Here is a 22,177-nt window from a genome sequence, read left to right as displayed (position 1 = left end):
CGCCCTGGGTGTGGGGGCGATGGTCGCGGCTGAGGCCGCTCCTGCAGCGCTCGATGGCCATGTAGGAGGGCCTTCAGGCCCGATCGGATTCGGAATCGGCACCGGAATCGGGGATAAATCCCCTCCTACATTCAATCCAGCCCCGGAAACCCACCCATCGCTCCACCCGGCTCTGCACCGCGACGTCCTTCGCCCCCTAGGCGAGCCCAAGCCGGCGGGGCCGGTGAACCTGATCGACCGCATCCGGGACGGCATGTCGCTGCCGGTGCCCGACGAGCGGCGGGTGCGCCAGGAACTGGCCTGGTATTCGCGTCATCCGGATTACCTGGACCGGGTGCTGACCCGGGCCTCGGCCTACCTGCCCCACATCGTGGCGGAGATCGACCGCCGCGGGCTGCCGATGGAACTCGCGCTGCTGCCGGTGGTGGAGAGCGCCTACGACCCCTTCGCCTATTCCCACGGCCGCGCCGCCGGGTTGTGGCAGATCATCCCGGGCACCGGCCGGCGCTTCGGCCTGAAGCAGAACTGGTGGTACGACGGCCGCCGGGACGTGGTGGAGTCCACCCGCGCGGCGCTCGACTACGTCGAGTACCTGCACGAACTCTTCGACGGCGACTGGGAGCACGCCATCGCCGCCTACAACTCCGGCGAGGGTAACGTGGGCCGCGCCATCCGCCGCAATAAGGCCGCGGGCAAACCCGTCGACTTCTGGAACCTGCGCCTGCCGCGGGAGACCAGCGCCTACGTGCCGCGGCTGCTGGCGCTGTCGAAACTGGTGGCGGAGCCGGCCACGCACGGCATCGCTCTGCCCGCGGTGCCGGACGAGCCTCGCTTCGAGGTGGTGGAGATCGGCAGCCAGCTGGACCTGGCGCTGGCGGCGGAACTCGCGGGCATCGACATCGACGAGCTCTACGCCTACAACCCGGGTTTGAACCGCTGGGCCACGGACCCCACCGGGCCGCACCGGCTGACGGTGCCCATCGAGACGGCGGAGCTGTTCCGCGACCGGCTGGCGGGGGTGCCCGCGGCCGAACGGGTGCGCTGGAAGCGGCACAAGGTGGCGAGCGGCCAGACGCTGTCCGAGATCGCCGAGCTGCACGGCACGACCATGGGCGCCATCCGCCGCAGCAATAACCTGAACGGCAACCTGATCCGGGCGGGCAGCTACCTGCTGATCCCGTCCGCGACGAAGCCGCTGTCGGCGTATTCCCTCAGCGCGGATGCGCGGCTCGCGAAGCTGCAGGAGCGCCAGAGCGGCGCCGGCACCGTCGAGCACGTGGTGCGCGGCGGCGAGAGCTTCTGGACCATCAGCCGCAAGTACGGCGTGGGCGTGCGCGAACTGGCCAAGTGGAACGCCATGGCGCCGGGCGACACGCTCTCCGTTGGCCGCAAGCTGGTGGTGCACAACGCCTCGGTGCGCGAGGCGCCGACGCCGACGGCGTCCATCGAAGGCAAGGTGCGCAAGGTGCGCTACACGGTTCGGCGGGGCGATTCGCTGTCGCTGATCGCAAGCCGGTTCCGCGTCAGCGTGCGCGACATCACCCGCTGGAACGGGATCGATGCGTCGAAGATCCTGCGGCCGGGCGACAAGATCACGATGTATGTGGATGTGACCGCCCAGTCGAGCTGACCGCCTGACACGTAGGAGGGCCTTCAGGCCCGATCCCGCTTTCTTCTGGCGTTGGCCCGTCATCGACTGGGGTGGATTGCTGGGGACGCTCAGTCGGACGTCCTGTCCTCCTTCGCTTCGGCCAGGCCTCCTTCCCGCCGTCATGGCTCCAGTCGGCCCGGACGACCCCCGCAGCCCACCCCAGCCGCTGACGAGCCCGTAGCCGAGAGGTCTGGCGCCTGACAGTGAGCGTCTCTGACTGGCAGCTCCGTCACGCCACCGCGAGTACGGCCGTCATGCGGGGGTATCCATCGCCGCGACCTTTTGTCGGGAGCAAGATGAATACCCCCGCAGGGCGGCCACAAAAGAAGGGGATTGGTCGGGAAGCAGGTCGGGCCTGAAGGCCCTCCTACAGGGGGTTCGTCAGTCGTCCAGCGACATCCCGATGTTGTGGTACCCGCCGTCCACGTAGACGATCTCGCCGGTGATGCCCGCGGCCAGGTCCGAGCACAGGAACGCCGCCGTGTTGCCCACGTCCATGGCGGTGATGTTGCGCTTCAGCGGCGAGACCTGCTCCACGTGCTTCAGCATCTTGCGGAAACCGCCGATGCCGGCCGCGGCCAGGGTCTTGATGGGGCCTGCCGAGATACCGTTCACGCGGATGCCCTTCTCGCCCAGGTCGGCGGCGAGGAAGCGCACGTTGGCCTCCAGGCTCGCCTTGGCGAGGCCCATGACGTTGTAGTTGGGCACGGCGCGCACGGCGCCCAGGTAAGTCAGTGTGAGGACCGAGGCGTCGCGGCCTTCCATCATGGGCAGCGCGGCCTTGGTGAGGCCGGCCAGGCTGTAGCTGGAGATGTCGTGGGCGATCTGGAAGCCCTCGCGGGTGACGCTTTCGAGGTAGCCGCCGGCGAGCTGGTCCCGGGGCGCGAAACCCACCGAGTGGACGAGGATGTCCAGCCCGTCCCAGGCCTTGCCGAGTTCGGCGAAGACGTTGCCGATCTCTTCGTCCGAGGCGACGTCCAGCGGGTAGCAGAGCTCGGAGCCGACTTCCGCCGCCATGTCCACCACACGGCTCTTCAGTTTCTCGTTCTGATAGGTGAAGGCGAGCTCCGCGCCCTCGCGATGCATGGCCTGGGCGATGCCCCAGGCGATGGAGCGGTTACTGGCGAGCCCGACGATGAGCCCTTTCTTGCCGGCGAGAAATCCCATTGTGACCTTCCGGTGCCTGCCTGACGATGCCGGCATTGTAACGCCGTTAACCTATACTACCCAGGGTCTGGCAATGCAGCCAGGCGGTGGAGCGGTGGATGCGGGATGCGCATGAATGATCTGGGGAGGCGCCGTCACGGCGCAGGGCGGCAGCGGTGAACGACGGCCGTTTCCCCTGGGCGCGCATGAGCTTCTGGCTGCGACGGACGCTGCGCCAGCTCTGGGTGCGGGTCGCCGGCTTCGCTATCCTCGCCATCGCCTCGGCCGTACTGGCCCGGCTCCTGTCGCCTTTCGTGCCCGCCCAGCTCGCACCCCGGCTGGGGGCGGAATCCGTCGGGCAGATACTCACCATACTCGCGTCATCGATGCTCGCGGTGACCACCTTCTCGCTCTCGATCGCCGTCTCGGCCTTCGCCGCAGCTGCCAGCACGGCGACGCCCCGCGCAACCGCCCTGCTGCAGCAAGACAACACCACGCAGAACGTGCTCGCGACCTTTCTCGGCGCGTTCCTCTTCAGCCTGCTCGGACTCATCGGGCTGCAGGCAGACCTCTACAGCGACTCGGGCCAGGTCATCCTGTTTTTCTTCTCCGTCCTGGTCGTCACGCTGGTCGTCGTCGCCCTGATCCACTGGATCGGACATCTCGCCGATTTCGGGCGGATGAACGACACGCTGGACCGCGTGGAGGCGGCCGCCACGGCATCCTTCGAGCGCCGGGTCGAGCGTCCCTGCCTCGGTGCGAACCCCATGCCGGACGCGATGCCTGCGCACACCATGGCCATTCATGCCGACGAAATCGGCTATGTGCAGCACATCGACGTACAGGCGCTCGAGGAGTGCGCGGTCGATCTCGACACCCTGATCTATGTCACCGCGCTGCCCGGCAGCTTCGTGCATCCCGGTGCGCCGCTGCTGCGGTTGCCGACGACCGGCGTCGATGCGGAGAACGCGGAGCGCCTCCGCGCCGTCTTCTCGCTCGGCTCGGATCGCACCTTCGAGGAGGACCCGCGCTTCGGCCTCATCGTGCTCTCGGAGATCGCCTCCCGGGCCCTGTCACCCGCAGTGAACGATCCCGGCACGGCGATCTCGGTCATCGGCAGGCTCGTCAGGATCCTCGCGGTCTGGCGGCCGGCGGACGACATCGACGTCCTTTATCCTCACGTTTTCGTCCCGCCGATCACGCCGCAGGAGGTACTCGAGGATGCTTTTCGCCCGATCGCACGGGATGGCGCGATGCTGATCGAAGTGCAGCTGCGCCTGCAGGCTGCCTTCCGCGCGTTGCAGCAAACGGTGCACCCGGTATTCGGGGACACGTTGGAGGCCGCATCCCGGGCGGCCCTGGAGCGCTCGGCGGCCACCGGCCTCCGGCCCGGCGAACTCGACGAACTCGAGAGAGCTGCCATCGCGGTGAACGCCCATGAGTAGGCCGGCCCGTACCCTGGTCTCCGGAGACGGTTGCGCAGTCCGCAGGCCGGAACGCTCTCCCGGACGGCTCCCGGCACCCGCCGCACTGCCATGAAGGAACTGCATCGCCAGATCCGGTTGCTCTACACCGGGCGCAGCCGCAGAGCTCGCCGGTTCCGCTACGGGCTGATCACGTTCGATGCGGTGTCGATCATCTACTTCATCCTGACGGCGCCTCTGACTCACACGCCGCTGATGTACGGCATCAACGCGGCACTCGGTATCCTGATACTCGTGGATCTGGCAGCCCGGCTGTGGATTTCCGAGGATCGGCGCAGGGAATTGCGCAGGATCTATACGCTGGCCGACATCCTGGTGGTCGCCTCGCTGTTGCTGGCGCCGTTCTTCACGGATGCCGTCGCCTTCCTGCGCATCCTGCGTGGTCTGCGGCTGATCCACTCCTATCACCTGATCCGCGACCTGCGGCGCGAGAGCCGGTTCTTCCGCCTGCACGAGGACGCAATCTACGCCGCAGTGAACCTTTTCGTCTTCATGTTCGTGACGACGTCGTTCGTGTTCGTATTCGCCTTCGACGAGCGTACCGGCACGGAAGCCTATATCGACGCGCTCTACTTCACCGTGGCGACGCTGACCACGACGGGGTTCGGCGACATCACCATGACTACACCCGGCGGCAAGCTGGTCTCGGTGTTCATCATGGTCGTCGGTGTGGCGCTGTTCATCCAGCTCGCGCGAGCGATCTTCCAGCCCTCGAAGGTGCACTACAAGTGCCCGGAGTGCGGCCTGACCCGGCACGATCCGGACGCGATCCACTGCAAGCACTGCGGCGAGTCGCTGAAGATCGAGACCGAAGGCAGCGAGGGGTAGGAGGGCCTTCAGGCCCGATTCCTTTCTTTTGTGGCCGTCCTGCGGGAGGGCCTACGCTGACAGAAAGCGGGGATCGGGCCTGAAGGCCCTCCTACAAATCAGGCGCGGTCGATGGCGATGTTCGTCTCCTCGCCTTCGAGCCGCGCCACGATGGTCGCGCAGCAGGCATCGCCGAAGACGTTCACCGCGGTGCGGGCCATGTCGAGGATGCGGTCGAAGACGAACAGCACGCCGATGGCCTCCAGCGGCAGTCCGATGGTCTGCAGGATGATGGCGATCGCCACCAGCGAGGCCTGGGGCACGCCGGCGACGCCGATGGAGGTCACCAGCGCCGTGAGCACGATGATGAACTGCACGCCGAGGGTGATCTCCAGACCGTAGGCCTGGGCGATGAACATGGCGGCGACGCATTCGTACAGCGCCGTACCGTTCATGTTGACGGTGGCGCCGAGCGGCAGCACGAAGCTCGCGATCTTCTTCGAGACGCCCACGTTGTCCTCCACGCATTCCATGGTCACCGGCAGCGTCGCCGAGGACGAGGCGGTGGAGAAGGCGGTCAGGAGCGCCGGCGCCGTCGCGTTGAACATGGCCCGCGAGCGCACCCGGGCGACGTAGCGCAGGAATGCCGGCAGGGTCACGAAGGTGTGGATGGCAAGCGCCCCGGCGACGATGAGGGCGTACTTGGTCAGGATTGTGAGGAAGTCCCTGACCTCGCTGAAATCCAGGGTGGCGATGACGCCGGCGATCAGCCCGAACACGCCGATGGGGGCGAAACGCATGATGAGGTCGGTCATGCGCATCATGACCTCGAAGACCGCCTCCCAGAACCGGTACAGCGTGCCGGCGTAGGCGTCGTCCAGGCGGGTCATGAAGTAGCCGAACAGCAGGCTGAAGAAGATCAGCCCGAGCATCTCGCCGTTCGCCGCGGCGGCGATGATGTTGGGCGGGACCATCCGGATGAAGATCTCGACGATGTCGCTGGCGTCGCGGCCGCCGACCCGGTCCTCCACGTCCTCGGTGCTCGCCTCCAGCGCCAGCAGCTGCTTGGCCGGCTCGCCGTTGTAGATGCCCGGCTGGAAGATGTTGACGAGGATCAGCCCGACCAGGATGGCGGCGAGACCGGTGGTGGCGTAGAAGAGCAGCGTGCGCGCGCCCAGGCGGCCGATCGCGCTGCCCTTGCCCATGCCGGCCACGCCCACGATGATCGACGAGGTGATCAGGGGCACGATCAGCATCTTCAGGGCGTTGACGAAGAGGTCGCCGATGAACCCGTAGCTGGCGGTGAGGAAGCCGCGGCCTTCCGACTCCGCCGGCAGCAGGCCGGTGGAGATGCCCGCGATGAGCGCCAGCGCGATGGCGATGGCGATCTGCCAGTGGAGTTTCAATCTGAGCATGAATCCCCCGCGGATTCTGTTCTTATTGGCAGGTCGGGCCTGAAGGCCCTCCTACATCAATAGAAATGTGGGAGGGGCTTTAGCCCCGATCAGCTCTAACAAACGCAGGCGCCGGTCGGGCCTGAAGGCCCTCCTACATTCCCCCAATCTAGAATCTGTCGTCGAACGGCTGGGCCGTGCCGCGCACGATCTCCGCCTCTTCGACCAGCTGGTCGATGAACGCGCTCAGATCCGAGACGCCGGCCTGGCGGGCCAGGCCCCGGCGGGCCTGCTCGCGCTGGTCCGGCGGGATGGTCTCGGGCCGGCCCGGCGATATGTTCGTGAGGCGGTAGAGCACGTAGCCGCCGTCGGCGGTGGCGACGCTGCCCACCTTCGCGCCGTCTGCCGGCATCTCGGCCGAGAATACGGCGGCGACCAGTGCCTGGGGCAGGTCCGGCGCATTGCGGTTGATCTGGCGGTCGGCGACCGCCTCGGCTTCCACCTCGGCGGCGGCTTCCTCGAGCGGCGTGCCGCCCTCGACGTTCGCGCGCAGCTCCTCGAGCTTCGCCCGCGCCATGACGGCGGCCGCCTCGCGGCGGGCCCGGCGCTCGACCTCGTCGCGCACATCGGCCAGCGGCTGACGGGAGGCCTCCCGGCGCTCGGTCACCTGTACCACCATGACCCGGTCTTCGGCCAGGTTCAGGAGGTCGCTGGTGGCGCCTTCCGGCACGGCGTTCTCCCCGAACAGGGTGTCCAGCAGCGTCGGAGCGGGCGCGAGCTCCGCGCTGCCGCTGCGGGTGTAGTCCTCGGCCGTGCGCATCGGCATGTCCAGGGCCGCCGCCGCCTCTGTCAGGTTCGGCGTGTCGAAGAGCTGGTCGGCGAGCGCGTTGCTGAGTTCGAGATACTGCTCGCCGATGCGCTCGGCCCGGTAGGCGGCCACGATTTCGTCGCGGACCTCGTCGAGGCTCGGCGAGCCGCCGCCGCGCACGCCGTCCAGGCGCAGCACGTGGAAGCCGAATTCGCTCTCCACCGGGCCGCGGATCTCGCCCTCCTCCATGTCGAAGACGGCCTCTTCCACCGGCTCTACGAACTGGCCGCGGGCCACCCAGCCCAGGTCGCCGCCCTGCTCCGCACTCAGCGTGTCGTCGGAGTACTCGGCCGCGAGTTCAGCGAAGTCCTCACCCGTCTTCGCACGCTCGGTCAGCTCTGCCGCCAGCGCGCGGGCTTCGTCCTCGCTGCGCTCGTCGGTGGTGATGAGGATGTGACTCGGGTTCCGTTCCTGATCCCGCGTATAGGAGTCCTGCACGTCCTCGAAGTAGGCACGCAGCTCTTCCTCGGAGGGCGTGATGCGCTCGGCGATGGTGTCACGCGAAATCTCGATGTAGTCGAAGGTGACGCTGGCCGGGGTCTGGAACAGCTCCGGATGGCTGTCGTAGTAGGCCTGCAGTTCCTCGTCGCCGATCTCGACGGCGTCCATGAAGTCCTCGATGCCGAACTCGAGATAGCTGATGGTGCGGGTCTCGCGGTCCAGCTCGATGTAGCGGCGCAGCTCCGAGGGCGTGGAGAAGGCGGTGGCCTCGACGGCGCTCTGCAGCTGGTCGATCTGCAGCGCGCGGCGCTGGTCGGCCTCGAAGCGGGCGGGCACGATGCCGCGGGCGGCGAGCAGGCCGCGATACAGCTCGAAGGAGAACTGGCCGTTCTCCTGGAAGGCCGGTATCTCGCGGATGGACTGCTGGATGGCGGCGTCGCTCACCCGGTAGCCCTGCTCGCGCAGATACTGGGTGAGCAGCGTCGAGCGGATGACACCCTCGTATGCGGCCTGGCGGAGCTGGTCCTCGAGCACCGGCGGAATCTCGTCCAGCTGCTCGCGGATGCGGGCCGCCTGGTTCTGGTAGGCCACGCGGATCTGCTGGGGCGGGATCTCCTGGCCGTTGACCTTGACCGCGAACCCGCCCTGCGCCATGCCGCCGTAGTTGTAGCCGACGAATATGAACGGGATGCACAGGAGGGCCAGGACGACGAGCGCCATCGGACCGGTGATCTTCTGTCTGATGTTCTGGAGCATGGCGTGAACTCTAAAGCGCTACCCTCATAAACGAAGGGCCTCCGCGTGGAGGCCCTTCTTCTTATGGCGGAGTGGACGGGACTCGAACCCGCGACCCCCGGCGTGACAGGCCGGTATTCTAACCAGCTGAACTACCACTCCATTGCTGGTGGGTGCTGAGGGGATCGAACCCCCGACCTTCGCCTTGTAAGGGCGACGCTCTCCCAGCTGAGCTAAGCACCCGGGCGTTCCGACGGTTCGATCAGGCGGTCTTTCGACCTCCCTGCAGCACGACACCGGGCGAGCCCGGTGCCGAAAGGCCGGCTAGTTTACGGCATCCTTCAGGCCTTTGCCAGCCTTGAATCCGGGCACATTGCTGGCACTGATTTGGATGGTCTCGCCGGTACGCGGATTGCGTCCCTGGCGTGCTGCGCGGTGCTTCACCGAGAAGGTTCCGAAGCCTACCAGCGAGACAGTATTGCCCTGCTTCAGGGCACCGGTGATGCTGTCCAGGACAGCGTCCACGGCACGCGTCGCGTCCGCCTTGGAAAGGTCGGCTGAATCGGCAACGGCTTCGATCAGATCAGCTTTGTTCATTACTCACCCTCGGATGACTTCTTCAAGAAATTTCAGGCACGGACGTTCCGCGACCCCCCTGTTTCAAGGGGCAGACTACTCCTAAAGCGCCCATGACTGCAATTGCGGCACCGCACGCACGCCTCGTCCGATCAGTGCGCCCGCACGGCGTCGCCGCCCTTGTCCTCGGCGGGTTTCGCCGCTTCCTTGTCGGCGGCGGCGTCCTCATCGGTGGCCGGCGCAGGCATGTGCTGCAGCGCCACCTCGAGCACCTGGTCAATCCACTTCACTGGAAGAATATTTAGCTTGTCCTTGATGTTCTTTGGTATTTCAACAAGGTCCTTTGCGTTCTCTTCCGGTATCAGCACCGTCGTGATGTTGCCCCGGTGCGCCGCCAGCAGCTTCTCCTTCAGCCCGCCGATGGGCAACACCTCGCCGCGGAGCGTGATCTCGCCGGTCATGGCGACGTCGGATTTCACCGGGATGTCGGTCAATGCAGAGACCAGCGCCGTGCACATGCCGACGCCCGCGCTGGGGCCGTCCTTGGGCGTCGCGCCCTCCGGCACGTGGATGTGGACGTCGGACTTCTGGTGGAAGTCCGGGTCGATGCCGAGCAGCTTGCTGCGGCCACGCACGATGGTCATGGCCGCCTGGATGGACTCGGTCATCACCTCGCCCAGCTGGCCGGTGTGGGTCAGCTTGCCCTTGCCGGGCACGACGGCGGCCTCGATGGTGAGGAGCTCTCCCCCCACCTCGGTCCAGGCGAGACCGGTGACCTGACCGACCTGGTCCTTCTCCTCGGCGCGGCCGTAGCGGAACCGCTCGACGCCGAGATAACGGCTGACGCTCTTCGGCCGGATCGTCACCCGCTTCTTCTGCTTCTTCAGCAGCAGCTCCTTCACCACCTTGCGGCAGATCTTGGCGATCTCGCGCTCGAGATTACGCACGCCCGCCTCCCGCGTGTAGAGCCGGATGATCTGGTAGATGGCCGGCCGGGTGATGTGCAGCTCCTGGTCCTTGAGACCGTTCGCCTCCAGCTGTTTCGGGATGAGGTAGCGCTCGGCGATGCTCGCCTTCTCGTCCTCGGTATAACCGGGCAGCCGGATGACCTCCATGCGGTCGAGCAGCGGCGGCGGGATGTTCAGGCTGTTGGCCGTGCACACGAACATCACGTCGGAGAGGTCGAAGTCCACCTCGAGATAATGGTCGTTGAAGGTGGAGTTCTGCTCCGGGTCGAGCACCTCCAGCAGCGCCGACGACGGGTCGCCGCGGAAGTCCATCGCCATCTTGTCGATCTCGTCCAGCAGGAACAGCGGGTTACGCGATTCCGCCTTGGCCAGGTTCTGCACGATCTTGCCCGGCAGCGAGCCGATGTAGGTGCGCCGGTGGCCGCGGATCTCGGCCTCGTCGCGCACGCCGCCCAGCGACATGCGCACGAACTTGCGGTTGGTGGCCCGGGCGATCGACTGGCCCAGCGAGGTCTTGCCGACACCCGGCGGTCCCACCAGACACAGGATGGGGCCCTTCAGCTTCTTCACCCGGTGCTGGACGGCCAGGTACTCGAGGATGCGCTCCTTCACCTTTTCCAGCCCGTAGTGGTCGGCTTCCAGCACGTCCTCGGCCTTCGTGAGGTCGCGCAGGATCTTCGTGGACTTCTTCCACGGCACCTTCACCAGCCAGTCGATGTAGTTGCGAACCACGGTGGCTTCCGCCGACATGGGCGACATCAGCTTCAGCTTGTTCAGCTCGGCGGTGGCCTTGTCCTTGACCTCCTTCGGCATGCCGGCCTTCTCGATCTTGTTCTCGAGATCCTGAAGCTCGTTGGGCGCGTCCTCCATCTCGCCCAGTTCCTTCTGGATGGCCTTCATCTGCTCGTTGAGGTAGTACTCGCGCTGGCTCTTCTCCATCTGCTGCTTCACGCGACCGCGGATGCGCTTCTCGATCTGCAGCACGTCGATCTCGCCCTCGATGAGCGCGAGCACCTGCTCCAGCCGCGTCTTCACGTCCTCGATCTCGAGGATGCGCTGCTTCTCGGAGAGCTTCAGCGCCATGTGGGCGGCGACGGTGTCGGCGAGGCGCCCGGCCTGGTCGATGCCGGACAGCGAGGTCAGGATCTCCGGCGGCACCTTCTTGTTCAGTTTCACGTAATGCTCGAACTGGGCGACGATCGAGCGCGTGAGCACGTCGATCTCGCGCTCGTCGTAGCGGTCATCGTCGGGCAGCAGGGTGACGTCGGCGGAGAAGTGCTCGGCCTCGTGCAGCGCGTCGATGTGCGCGCGCTCGCCGCCCTCCACCAGCACCTTCACGGTGCCGTCGGGCATCTTCAGCAGCTGCAGGATGGTGGCGACGGTGCCGATGTCGTATAGGTCGCGAGCGGCGGGTTCGTCGGTCTCGGCCTCGCGCTGGGCCACCAGCAGGATCTGCTTGGTCTCCTCCATGGCCAGATCCAGGGCCACCTTGGACTTCTCCCGTCCCACGAACAGCGGAATCACCATGTGGGGGTACACGACCACGTCGCGCAGCGGCAGCACCGGGATACCGTGGCGTTCCCGGCCGGATTCGGTCGTTAGAAGATCTTCGTTGGACACTGATCAGACCTCGTGGCTTGTAGTCTCCCGGCGCGCGGGAGACGGGGAATATGCGGATCCAGCGAATACCCGTTGCCGTATCACCTGCACAGGATACCCGGTTTCACAGCCGGATTGACACGGGATATGGGGCCGGGAGACGGCCGATCAAGCCCCGTCGAAGGGCCGGCTGACGCCGCCCGGCGGCAGGTTCAGTGCCGATCGGAGCCCGTGGGCCGGCGCTCTTCCTCGACGGCCACCGGCGCCGGCTCGTCCGACTCGTAGATGACGTAGGGCTTGGTCTCCCCGGTCACCACGGCCTCGTCGACGACCACCTTGCGGGCGTTCGCCGCGGAAGGCAGGTCGTACATGGTGTCGAGCAGCACGTTCTCGAGGATGGTCCTCAGACCCCGCGCGCCGGTCTTGCGCGCCATGGCCTTGCGGGCGACGGCCCGCAGCGCGTCGTCGCGGAACTCGAGCTCCACGTTCTCCATGTCGAAGAGACGATGGTACTGCTTGGTGAGGGCGTTGCGCGGCTCCACCAGGATAGTGACCAGCGCGTCCTCGTCCAGCTCCTCCAGGGTGGCGACCACCGGCAGGCGGCCGACGAACTCCGGGATGAGGCCGTACTTGATGAGGTCTTCCGGCTCCACGTCATGCAGCACCTCGCCGACGTTCATCACGTCGTCCACGCTCTTCACCTCGGCGACGAAGCCGATGCCGCTCTTCGCCGAGCGGTTCTGGATGATCTTCTCCAGACCCGCGAACGCGCCGCCGCAGATGAACAGGATGTTGCCGGTGTCCACCTGCAGGAACTCCTGCTGGGGATGCTTGCGACCGCCCTGGGGCGGCACCGAGGCCACCGTGCCCTCGATGAGCTTCAGCAGCGCCTGCTGCACGCCCTCGCCGGAGACGTCCCGGGTAATGGACGGGTTATCCGACTTCCTGGAGATCTTGTCGATCTCGTCGATGTAGACGATGCCCGTCTGGGCCTTGTCCACGTCGTAGTCGCACTTCTGCAGGAGCTTCTGGATGATGTTCTCGACGTCCTCGCCGACGTAGCCCGCCTCGGTGAGCGTCGTGGCGTCGGCGATGGTGAACGGCACGTTCAGGAGCCGCGCCAGCGTCTCGGCCAGCAGCGTCTTGCCGCAGCCGGTGGGGCCGATCAGCAGGATGTTCGACTTGGCGAGCTCGATCTCGTCCTTGCCGCCCTTGGCACTGCCCTTGTTCTCGAGGCGCTTGTAGTGGTTATACACCGCCACCGACAGCACCTTCTTGGCGCGCTGCTGGCCGATGACGTATTCGTCCAGCACCGCCTTGATCTCGTGGGGCTTCGGCAGCTTGGTGCGGCCCTGCTCGGCATGCTCCTCGAGTTCCTCGCGGATGATGTCGTTGCAGAGCTCGACGCACTCGTCGCAGATGAACACGGACGGGCCGGCGATGAGCTTGCGCACTTCGTGCTGGCTCTTGCCGCAGAACGAACAGTAAAGGAGCTTGCCTTCGTCGTTCTTGCCGCGGGTGTCGTCACTCATAATATTTCCTTCCCGGCCGCGTCTTTACGCGCAGAACGCCTCATTTAGACCCGATTTATATAACATGCGCAAGTGCGGGCGTGCAAAGACGAATGTCTCGTCTCGCAGCCTTATAACCAGCGGCTATTTCTTGACCGGAGACCCCTCCGGCGTAGCCAGTTCGGTGCGACGCTCCAGCACGGTATCGATGAGCCCGTAGTCCACGGCCGCCTGGCTGCTCATGAAATTGTCGCGCTCGGTGTCGTGCTCGATCTTCTCCACGCTCTGCTTGGTGTGGTGGGCCAGGATGTGATTCAACCGGCGCTTCATCTCCAGGATCTCGCGGGCGTGGATGTCGATATCCGTCGCCTGGCCCTGGAAGCCCGCGCTGGGCTGATGGACCATGATGCGCGAATGGGGCAGCGCGAAACGCTTGCCGGCCGCGCCGCCCGCCAGCAGCAGGGCGCCCATGCTGGCCGCCTGGCCCACGCAGATGGTACTCACGTCACATTTCACGAACTGCATCGTGTCGTACACGGAGAGCCCCGCCGTCACCACGCCGCCCGGCGAGTTGATATAGAGGTGGATGTCCTTGTCCGGGTTCTCCGACTCCAGGAACAGAAGCTGGGCGACGATGAGGTTCGCCATGCCGTCCTCGACCGGGCCCACGGCGAACACCACGCGCTCTTTCAGCAGCCGCGAGAATATATCGTAGGCGCGCTCGCCCCGGGCGGTCTGCTCGACCACCATCGGCACCAGGTTCATTGCAGTTTCGTTCATGGGTTCTGTTGATTCCAATGTTAATTCGTGAATTTGTGGCGATCAGATTCGGTTGGCTGGGGAATCGGGGCTGAAGCCCCTCCTACATGGTTCTGGGGAATCGCGGCTGAAGCCGCTCCTACCAGCGCTGCTACGGGGTCTGCATGTAGTCCTTGAAGGCCACCTTCTTCTCGTCCGACTGGCCGTTGTCTATCAGCCAGTCGACGGCTTGTTCCTCCAGCACCACCGGGCCCAGCCGGGAGATGAAGTCCTGGTTGCTCAGATAGGCGGAGATGAGCTGCTCGGACTGGTCGTAGCCGGCGAACATCTCCTCCACCTTGCTGCGCAGCCGGTCCGTATCGAGCTGGATGTCCTTGTCGTTGATGAGCTGCTGCACCAGCAGGCCGAGGCGCACCCGGCGCTCCGCCGTCTCGCGGAAATTCTCCAGCGGCAGTGCCTGTTCGGGATCTTCGATCCCCATGCGCTGCATGGCGTCTCGCTGCAGCGTCTGCGACTCCTGCTGCACCAGGGCTTCCGGTACCTCCAGCGGGTTATTGCCGAGGAGCCCTTCCATGGCCTGCTCCTTCATGTCCGCCTTGATGCGGCCCTCGAGTTCCTGGCGCATGTTGTCCTCGACGTCCGCGCGCAGCTGCTCGACGCCGCCTTCTGCGACGCCGTAGGCCTTCGCCAGTTCCTCGTCCAGCGGCGGCAGCACCTGGGCCTGCACCTCGTGGACCACGGCCTTGAATTCCGCCTTCTTGCCGGCCAGGTCCTCGGCCGGATAGTCCTTGGGATACTTGACCTTGAACGTTTTCTCGTCGCCGGGGGCCACGCCGGTGAGTGCCTTCTCGAAGTCCTCGATCATGCGGCCCTCGCCCAGGATGACCGGAATCTTCTCGCCCTTGCCGTTCTCGATGGGCTCGCCCTTGATGGAGCCCTCGAAATCGACAATTACCTTGTCACCCTCGGCGGCCGGCCGGTCCACGTTCTCCCATTCGGCCTTCTGCCGGCGCAGATTCTCCATCATCTCGTCCACGTCGGCCGCGGTGATCTCCACCACGGGGCGGGTGACCGAGATCTTGTCCAGGTCCTTGAGCTCCACCTCCGGGTAGACCTCGAAGGTGGCCGTGTAGACCAGACCCTCGTCGCCGGCCTTCTCCGGCTGGATCTGCGGGCCGCCGGCGGGCACGAGGCTCTCGCGCTGCAGGGCCTCGGAGTAGCTGGTCTGCATCATCTCCGAGAGCACTTCCTGGCGCACCTGGTCGCCGTAGCGCTGGCGGATCACCTTGGCGGGCACCTTGCCCGGCCGGAATCCCTTGATCTTGGCGGTCTTGCCGACCCGGCGCAGCCGGTTCTCGACCTCTTTGTTGATGCGCTCAGCCGGCACCTCGACGCGCAGGCGTCGCTCCAGATTACCGGTGGCTTCCACTGAAACCTGCATGTTCTCGGACATCCGTACTTACTTTCTGAACCGTGGATAAAAAAAAAGCGGCCCGCTCCCTGCAGACCCGGGATCGGCCCGGGACTCGCCCGGGTCGAGTGGTGCGAAAGGAGAGACTCGAACTCTCACGGGTTGCCCCACAGGAACCTAAATCCTGCGCGTCTACCAATTCCGCCACTTTCGCCCGGTCTCGGGAGCGCGCTCACCGAACAGACAATTGTAACGCAAGCGACGATACGCGTGTAGGAGGGCCTTCAGGCCCGATCCGGCTCTTCTGGCTGCGGCATCCTTCTATCGGCTTTGGCCCGCCATCGGCTGGGGCGGGCTACGGGGGACGCTCGGTCGGACGTCCTGTTCTCCCTCCCTTCGGCCGGGCCTCCTTCCCGCCGTCTTGGCTCCAGTCGGCCCGGACGACCCCCGCAGCCCGCCCCAGCCGCTGACGGACCCGTAGCCGCGAGGTCTCGGCACCAGTCAGCAGGCGCCGCTGACTGGCGGATCCTCCCGGCCACCGCGAGCACGGCCGTCATGCGGGGGTATCCATCGCCGCGACCTTTTGTCGGGAGCAAGATGGATACCCCCGTAGGGCGGCCACAATAGAAGGGGAACCGGCCCCGCTGTCAGGCCAGACCGACGCTCAGCAATAGCAGCAGGAAGAGGAAGACCAGCGCCCTGAACGCAGGCCTGATATGCATGAGGCGGTCTGCCTTTCGGGATAATATCGACTGTGTTGCGGAACACTGCATGAGTGTCTTGAATTTCAGCACGTCGCCTTCGCGATGACTTCCGTGCGTGCCCCTGCTTTTTGCCATCCGGTACCTAATTTTCGGATACTTGGTACTCATATTTGGGACAAACGCGACTGTTCGGCCTTAACGAGTCCGGGCGGAGGATGGACATTTGCTCGTAGAGAGAGAAGAGCCGCTCTCGACACTGCTGGCGCTCAGGGAGCGCGCCGACGGCGGCCAGGGCGCCATCGCACTGGTGGGCGGCGAGGCGGGCATCGGCAAGACCACGCTCACCGAGGAGCTGCGCCGGCGGCTCGAGCCGGACAGCAACGTGGTGTGGGGCGGCTGCGACTCCCTGTTCACGCCTCGCCCGCTGGGACCGGTGCACGACATGGCGCTCGGGCTCGGTTCCCGGATACGCGAGCTGCTCGACGAGGGCGCGCCACCCATCCAGCTGTTCCAGGCCGTGGTCGAAGAGCTGGAGAAGAACCCCTCCACCAGCGTACTCATCATGGAGGACGTCCACTGGGCGGACCATGCGACGCTGGACTTCCTGAAATTCCTCGGCCGCCGCGTGGCGATGATGCGCACCCTGCTGGTGGTCACGTATCGCAATGACGAGATCGACCACGACCACCCGCTCACCCACGTGCTGGGCGAGCTCCCGCCCTCTTTCACGTGGCGCGTCGACCTGCAGCCGCTGACGCCGGCGGGCGTCGAGCAGCTGTGCGCGGACTCCGGCTACAGCGCCGACGAACTGTTCGAGATCACGGAAGGCAATCCGTTCTTCGTCTCCGAGCTGCTCGCCTACGGCAGCCCCGGCGAACGGGCCATCCCCGCCTCGGTGCGCGACGCCGTCAACGCCCGGCTGAATCGACTGGCGCCGGCGGAACGGGAGTTCCTGGAGACCGTCAGCCTCATCCCCGGCGGCATCCCGGCGGCGCTGCTGGAGCCGCTGTTCGGGGAGGCCGGCGAGACCCTCGCCATGGCCGCCGTCGGCCGCAATCTGCTGGTGCACGGGGAGGCCGATGGCCTGCACTTCCGCCACGAGCTGGCCCGGCTCGCCACGCTGGAACGGCTGTCCGCGAGCCGGCAGAAAGCGGCGCACGGGCGCATCCTGGCCGCGTACCTGGAGTTGCCGGTGCCGCCCAGCCTCGATCAGCTGGTTTTCCACGCCGCAGGCGCGCTGGATGCGGCGAAGGTGCTCGAGTTCGCGCCGCGGGCGGCGGAGGTGGCGGCGCAGGTAGGCGGGCACCGGGAAGCCGCCGCGCACCTGGCCACCGCGCTGCGCTTCGTGGACGAGGCCACACCGGAGCTGGCCGCCACCCTGTACGAGGGCTGGGCCTACGAGGCGGGGCTCGCGCTAGGTATCGACGATGACGTGATCGAGGCGCGCCGCTACGCCATCACCCTGTGGCGGGCGCTGGACCGCATGGACAAGGTGGGCGAGAACCTGCGCTGGCTCTCCCGCATGCACTGGTACCGGGGCGAGGCCGGCGAGGCGGACCGCTTCGCCGACGAGGCCATCCGGGTGCTGGAGAGCGCGCCGCCGTCCGCCGAGCGGGCTATGGCCTACAGCCTGCGCTCCCAGCTGCACATGCTGAACGACCGCATGGACGAGGCCGTCCGCTGGGGCGAACGCGCCATCGAACTGGCGGACGAGCTGGACGCGGTGGAGGTGAAGGTGCACGCGCTGAACAACGTGGGCACCGCCCGGGCGTTCCGGGGCAATAAGGAAGGCATTGGCCAGCTGGAGGAGAGCCTGGCGCTGGCCTCTCGCCACGGCCTGCACGAGCATGCCGCGCGGGTTTACACCAACCTGGCCGAGTACGGTGTCGACTTCCGGGACTTCACCCTGGCCGAGCGGATCATATCCGAGGGCATCGCCTTCGACACCCAGCACGACCTCGACGCCTGGACCCACTACCTGGTCGGACGCCAGGCCCAGCTGCGGCTCGAGCAGGGCCGGCTCAGGGACGCGGAGACCATCGCCGAGGGCGTACAGAACCTCGACCGGCTTACGCTGCTGATGCGCCTGCCGGCGCTGATCGTCCTCGCCCGCGCCCGCCTGCGCCTGGGCGAGCCGGACGCCGACGAGCTGCTGGACCGGGCGATGCAGGACGCGATCGCCACCGACGAGCTCCAGTACATGATCCCGGTACGTCTCGGCTTCGTGGAGGCCGCCTGGCTGCGCGACGACCCGGAGGCGGCGATACCGCACCTGGAGGCACTGTGGTCGATGGGCGCCGAGCGCATGAACCAGTGGAGCGCGGGCGACGCGGCGGCCTGGGCCCGCCGACTGGGCATCGAGGGCCTGGGGGCGCCGGAGGATTTCACCGCCGACTCGGCGGCGCCCTACGCGGCCGAGATCGCTGGCGACCCGGCCGGCGCGGCGAAACTATGGCTCGCTCTCGGCGCCCCCTACTCCGCCGGTCTCGCCTGGCTGCAGGTGGAAGGCGAGAAGGCCGGCGAGGCCCTCGCCAGCGCCGCGAAAATCTTCCGCCGCATCGAAGCGGGCGCGGCGCTGGAGAAGACCAACCGGGTCGCGAAGGCCCTGGGCGTCGCCAACCGGCTGCCGCGCACCCGTCGCGGCCCCTACAAGGCCGCGCGCAACCATCCGCTGGGACTGACCCGCCGCGAGCAGGACATTCTGGCGCTGATGGTGCAGGGGGCGAGCAATGCCGAGATCTCGGAGCAGCTCTCGCGCTCGAAGCGCACGATCGAGCACCACGTCTCGTCGATACTGACCAAGCTTAACGTGCAGAACCGGATGGAGGCGACGCTGCGCATCCACAACGAACCCTGGCTGATGCCAAGACCGTAGGAGGGCCTTCAGGCCCGATCTCTTCCTACCCTATCCCCTTCTCTTGTGGCCGCCCTGCGGGGGTATCCATCTTGCTCCCGACAAAAGGTCGCAGCGATGGATACCCCCGCATGACGGCCGTGCTCGCGGTGGCGTGAAGGGGCTGACAGTCAGTAACGTCTGCTGATTGGCAGCAACCCTCAGGGCTACGGGCTCGTCAGCGGGCGGACACGGGTTGCGGGGTCGTCCGGGCCGACTGGAGCCATGACGGCGGGAAGGAGGCCCGGCCGAAGCGAAGGAGGACAGGACGTCCGACTGAGCGTCCCCGCAACCCGTGTCCGCCCGCTGGCGTGCCAACATCAAGAGAAGGTGATACCGGTCAGGAAGAGCCGGGTCGGGCCTGAAGGGCCTCCTACGAGAGGAGGGGGGGATTCGGGAGGATGGTGGGCCGTGTAGGAATCGAACCTACAACCAATGGATTAAGAGTCCACTGCNCCCGCTGGCGTGCCAACATCAAGAGAAGGTGATACCGGTCAGGAAGAGCCGGGTCGGGCCTGAAGGGCCTCCTACGAGAGGAGGGGGGGATTCGGGAGGATGGTGGGCCGTGTAGGAATCGAACCTACAACCAATGGATTAAGAGTCCACTGCTCTGCCAATTGAGCTAACGGCCCTTCCGATTAGAGCGCTTGAAAGAACTGGGGTGGACGATGGGACTCGAACCCACGACGACCGGGATCACAACCCGGGGCTCTACCAACTGAGCTACGTCCACCATTGTTCCAGCCGGGCATTATAACCCGTAATTTCCGACTTGGCGCGCCCGGCAGGACTCGAACCTGCAACCCTCGGCTTAGCTTACCAGCTACCGCTTTCGCGGCCCCGCAACGCGGGTTTGTGGTCTGGACTATCTCTTCGCCGTCTCAGGCGCCGCACGTATAGTCTCTACGGAGCCCTGCGAAAGTCCGCTGCGAAGTTTACCCCCTGCAGCTGACTGTTCTTCGGCGCTCTTACCCTCAACGATACATTCGAGCCGAATTCACGTGGATCAAGGTAATAACACTCGTCGGTGTCCGGACAATAAATACAAAAAAGGTCGATCTCACTCTTGTCGATAGGGCTGGTGTGGGTTCCGTTCTTATCCGCCCAGCAGGTGGAAAACTTCACCTCAATCTTGCCGTACCGGTCGACCGCTCTGTACTTGACCTGGACTCGACGAAATTCCTTATCACGATATGCAACGAGATCGAACGGACTATGTTCGGTCAGCGGCACGAAGATCGTGAATCCTTGCTCGAAAAGATCGATCTGAGCCTTTAGAACGCCAAGATCACCCTTTTCCTTGGTGTGATGAGCACCGCCCATCGTCAAATCCTACACCATCGTATGGGTAATCGGCAGGTTTCCACGGGATTGCCATCAGCACTACCTGTTAAGGTTTCCCCGTTACGGTGCGGTCCACTGCAGCGGTTCCGTTTCCCGCTGCAGGCTCCTCACTCAAAGGCCGATGCTCTATCCGATTGAGCTACGGGCGCGTCGTTTACTCGATAGACATTCTCCGAACCACGATCACTTGGTCGGGGCAGACGGATTCGAACCGCCGACCCTCTGCTCCCAAAGCAGATGCGCTACCAGACTGCGCCATGCCCCGCCGCGAACACCCCGGCTCGCCGGGGGCCGAAATAATACGTGGCGCCGCGGAGATGCGTCAATTTCGCGTTAAACTGCGCGCCATGACGGCGAAGATAATCGACGGCAAGGGCATCGCGGAGGAGATCCGCGAGGAAGTCCGGCAGCGGGTCGAGAAGCGGATGGCGCGGGGCAAGGCCCAGCCGTCGCTGGCCATGATCCTGGTGGGCCACGACGCCGCCTCCCAGATCTACGTGCGCAACAAGCGCAAGGCCTGCGACGCCGCCGGCATGCGCTCGGTGGACTTCGACCTGCCCTCGACCACCACCGAGGCCGCGCTGCTGGAGCTGATCGACGAGCTGAACGCCGACGAGAGCGTCCACGGCATCCTGGTGCAGTTGCCCCTGCCCCATCAGATCGACGCGGTAAAGGTGATCGAACGCATCGACCCGGCCAAGGACGTGGACGGCTTCCACCCGTATACCGTCGGCCGGCTCGCCCAGCGCATCCCGACGCTGCGCCCGTGCACGCCCTTCGGCATCGTGACGCTGCTGGGGCGCATCGGCGTGGACCCGAAGGGCAAGCACGTGGTGATCGTGGGCGCTTCGAACCACGTGGGCCGGCCGCTGGCGCTCGAGTTCCTGCTGATGGGCTCCACCACCACGGTCTGCCACCGCTTCACCCGCAACCTGCGCGAGCACGTGGAGCGCGCCGAAATCCTGGTGGTCGCCGTCGGCAAACCCGGCCTGATCCCGGGCGACTGGGTGCCCGAGGACTCGATCGTGATCGACGTGGGCATCAACCGCCAGCAGGACGGCAGGCTGGTGGGCGACGTCCAGTTCGACGCAGCCAGGGAGCGCGCCGCGTGGATCACGCCCGTGCCCGGCGGCGTCGGCCCGATGACCGTGGCCATGCTGATCTACAACACGCTGGCGGCCGCGGAAGCTGCCGACCACTGACGACGGCCCGGCGCGGCCGTCCCGAGCTGCCATCGAACGGAGAACGAGGAACCCGATGAGTGCGACGAGTGCAATGAGACCGATGAGAGCAACCCTGGCGGCCCTGGCCGCCGGCATGGCGCTGGCCGGCGGCGCGGCCTGCGCCGCCGACGTGCCCTCTTTCCCGCAGGTGGAGGTGCGCACCACCGAGGGCACCTTCGTGCTGGAACTGAACGGCAGGCGCGCGCCGCTGACCGTCGCCCACTTCCTGTCGCTGGTGGAAGCCGACTTCTACGACGGCCTGGTTTTCCACCGCATCGTGCCGGATTTCGTCATCCAGGGCGGCGGCTTCACGCCGAAGTACCAGCTGAAGGAGCCCGACGACAGCATCCCGAACGAGTCCGGCAACGGCCTCAGCAACGAGCGGGGCACGATTGCGATGGCGCGCACCAGCGATCCCCATTCCGCCAATACGCAGTTCTTCATCAGCCTGGTGGACAACGGCCCGAAGCTGGACCCGCAGCCGGAGCGCTGGGGTTATGCCGTGTTCGGCCGGGTGATCCACGGCATGGACGTAGTGGACGCCATCGCCACGCTGCCCACCGGCGCCGGCGGCCCCTTCCCGGCCGACGTGCCGACCATGCCCGTGATCATCGAGGACATGATCTATCACCCCTCCGGCTACACGCCGCCGGAATAGCCGCG

Annotated in this window: 15 protein-coding genes and 6 tRNA genes; 6 read left to right on the top strand and 15 right to left on the bottom strand. The window is 66.1% G+C overall.

Annotated features, from left to right (window positions below; genetic code table 11):
* Window positions 1–223: 223 nt before the first annotated feature.
* Complete coding sequence (locus ACJMKZ_RS16190) at window positions 224–1,630, top strand: LysM peptidoglycan-binding domain-containing protein (RefSeq protein ID WP_405234258.1); 1,407 nt, start codon at window positions 224–226, stop codon at window positions 1,628–1,630.
* A 402-nt stretch (window positions 1,631–2,032) separates the two neighbouring features.
* On the opposite strand, the gene ACJMKZ_RS16185 is transcribed toward ACJMKZ_RS16190, so the two are convergent.
* Entirely contained in the window at window positions 2,033–2,818 is a 786-nt protein-coding gene (locus tag ACJMKZ_RS16185) for an enoyl-ACP reductase FabI (protein ID WP_405234257.1), read from the bottom strand.
* A gap of 155 nt (window positions 2,819–2,973) precedes the next feature.
* On the opposite strand from ACJMKZ_RS16185, the gene ACJMKZ_RS16180 reads away from it, so the two are divergent.
* Window positions 2,974–4,242, top strand: a complete 1,269-nt coding sequence (locus ACJMKZ_RS16180) for a DUF2254 domain-containing protein (protein ID WP_405234256.1) — start codon at window positions 2,974–2,976, stop codon at window positions 4,240–4,242.
* A gap of 90 nt (window positions 4,243–4,332) precedes the next feature.
* The gene (locus tag ACJMKZ_RS16175) at window positions 4,333–5,109 is read left to right on the top strand and encodes an ion channel (RefSeq protein WP_405234255.1); all 777 of its coding nucleotides are present in this window, start codon (window positions 4,333–4,335) and stop codon (window positions 5,107–5,109) included.
* Window positions 5,110–5,207: 98 nt separating this feature from the next.
* Here ACJMKZ_RS16175 and ACJMKZ_RS16170 read toward each other — a convergent pair whose 3' ends face one another.
* The 10 genes from ACJMKZ_RS16170 to ACJMKZ_RS16125 all read right to left on the bottom strand — a co-directional run bounded on the left by ACJMKZ_RS16170 (window position 5,208) and on the right by ACJMKZ_RS16125 (window position 15,564).
* The gene (locus ACJMKZ_RS16170; RefSeq protein WP_405234254.1) at window positions 5,208–6,503 is read right to left on the bottom strand and encodes a dicarboxylate/amino acid:cation symporter; all 1,296 of its coding nucleotides are present in this window, start codon (window positions 6,501–6,503) and stop codon (window positions 5,208–5,210) included.
* A gap of 148 nt (window positions 6,504–6,651) precedes the next feature.
* Window positions 6,652–8,547 carry a SurA N-terminal domain-containing protein gene (locus ACJMKZ_RS16165; protein WP_405234253.1) on the bottom strand — a complete coding sequence of 632 codons (1,896 nt, stop codon included), beginning with the start codon at window positions 8,545–8,547 and terminating at the stop codon, window positions 6,652–6,654.
* A 64-nt stretch (window positions 8,548–8,611) separates the two neighbouring features.
* Window positions 8,612–8,688: transfer RNA gene (locus tag ACJMKZ_RS16160), tRNA-Asp, on the bottom strand.
* A gap of 5 nt (window positions 8,689–8,693) precedes the next feature.
* A tRNA-Val gene (locus ACJMKZ_RS16155) sits at window positions 8,694–8,769 on the bottom strand.
* An 81-nt stretch (window positions 8,770–8,850) separates the two neighbouring features.
* Window positions 8,851–9,123 (bottom strand): HU family DNA-binding protein, encoded by a 273-nt coding sequence (locus ACJMKZ_RS16150; protein ID WP_405234252.1) that lies wholly within the window; start codon window positions 9,121–9,123, stop codon window positions 8,851–8,853.
* A gap of 131 nt (window positions 9,124–9,254) precedes the next feature.
* Window positions 9,255–11,690, bottom strand: coding sequence for an endopeptidase La (gene lon, locus ACJMKZ_RS16145; RefSeq protein WP_405234251.1), 2,436 nt, complete (start codon window positions 11,688–11,690; stop codon window positions 9,255–9,257).
* 191 nt (window positions 11,691–11,881) lie between these two features.
* Window positions 11,882–13,201 carry an ATP-dependent Clp protease ATP-binding subunit ClpX gene (gene clpX / locus ACJMKZ_RS16140; RefSeq protein WP_405223988.1) on the bottom strand — a complete coding sequence of 440 codons (1,320 nt, stop codon included), beginning with the start codon at window positions 13,199–13,201 and terminating at the stop codon, window positions 11,882–11,884.
* A gap of 123 nt (window positions 13,202–13,324) precedes the next feature.
* Window positions 13,325–13,960: an ATP-dependent Clp endopeptidase proteolytic subunit ClpP gene (gene clpP / locus ACJMKZ_RS16135; RefSeq protein ID WP_405234250.1), complete on the bottom strand. Its 636-nt coding sequence runs from the start codon at window positions 13,958–13,960 to the stop codon at window positions 13,325–13,327.
* Window positions 13,961–14,090: 130 nt separating this feature from the next.
* Window positions 14,091–15,392, bottom strand: coding sequence for a trigger factor (gene tig / locus ACJMKZ_RS16130; RefSeq protein ID WP_405234249.1), 1,302 nt, complete (start codon window positions 15,390–15,392; stop codon window positions 14,091–14,093).
* Window positions 15,393–15,479: 87 nt separating this feature from the next.
* Window positions 15,480–15,564, bottom strand: a tRNA-Leu gene (locus ACJMKZ_RS16125).
* 713 nt (window positions 15,565–16,277) lie between these two features.
* Between ACJMKZ_RS16125 and ACJMKZ_RS16120 the strand changes: the two genes are divergently transcribed.
* A complete protein-coding gene (locus ACJMKZ_RS16120) occupies window positions 16,278–18,929 on the top strand; it encodes an ATP-binding protein (protein WP_405234248.1) in 2,652 nt (883 codons plus the stop codon).
* A 574-nt stretch (window positions 18,930–19,503) separates the two neighbouring features.
* Here the strand turns inward: ACJMKZ_RS16120 and ACJMKZ_RS16115 are convergent.
* The 4 genes from ACJMKZ_RS16115 to ACJMKZ_RS16100 form a co-directional block, all read right to left on the bottom strand.
* A tRNA-Lys gene (locus tag ACJMKZ_RS16115) sits at window positions 19,504–19,579 on the bottom strand.
* 25 nt (window positions 19,580–19,604) lie between these two features.
* A tRNA-His gene (locus tag ACJMKZ_RS16110) sits at window positions 19,605–19,680 on the bottom strand.
* Between the two features lie 170 nt (window positions 19,681–19,850).
* On the bottom strand, window positions 19,851–20,270 hold the full coding sequence (locus ACJMKZ_RS16105) for a group I intron-associated PD-(D/E)XK endonuclease (protein ID WP_405234247.1): 420 nt from the start codon (window positions 20,268–20,270) through the stop codon (window positions 19,851–19,853).
* A gap of 209 nt (window positions 20,271–20,479) precedes the next feature.
* Window positions 20,480–20,556: transfer RNA gene (locus ACJMKZ_RS16100), tRNA-Pro, on the bottom strand.
* Between the two features lie 82 nt (window positions 20,557–20,638).
* Between ACJMKZ_RS16100 and folD the strand changes: the two genes are divergently transcribed.
* Together folD and ACJMKZ_RS16090 are read left to right on the top strand one after the other, a co-directional pair.
* The gene (folD, locus tag ACJMKZ_RS16095) at window positions 20,639–21,493 is read left to right on the top strand and encodes a bifunctional methylenetetrahydrofolate dehydrogenase/methenyltetrahydrofolate cyclohydrolase FolD (protein ID WP_405234246.1); all 855 of its coding nucleotides are present in this window, start codon (window positions 20,639–20,641) and stop codon (window positions 21,491–21,493) included.
* A gap of 82 nt (window positions 21,494–21,575) precedes the next feature.
* Complete coding sequence (locus ACJMKZ_RS16090) at window positions 21,576–22,172, top strand: peptidylprolyl isomerase (RefSeq protein WP_405234245.1); 597 nt, start codon at window positions 21,576–21,578, stop codon at window positions 22,170–22,172.
* Window positions 22,173–22,177 lie beyond the last annotated feature (5 nt).

Source organism: Lentisalinibacter salinarum, from assembly GCF_040706555.1.
In the GTDB taxonomy this organism is placed as follows: domain Bacteria; phylum Pseudomonadota; class Gammaproteobacteria; order Steroidobacterales; family Woeseiaceae; genus Lentisalinibacter; species Lentisalinibacter salinarum.
This window is presented reverse-complemented; position numbering and strand designations above follow the sequence as displayed.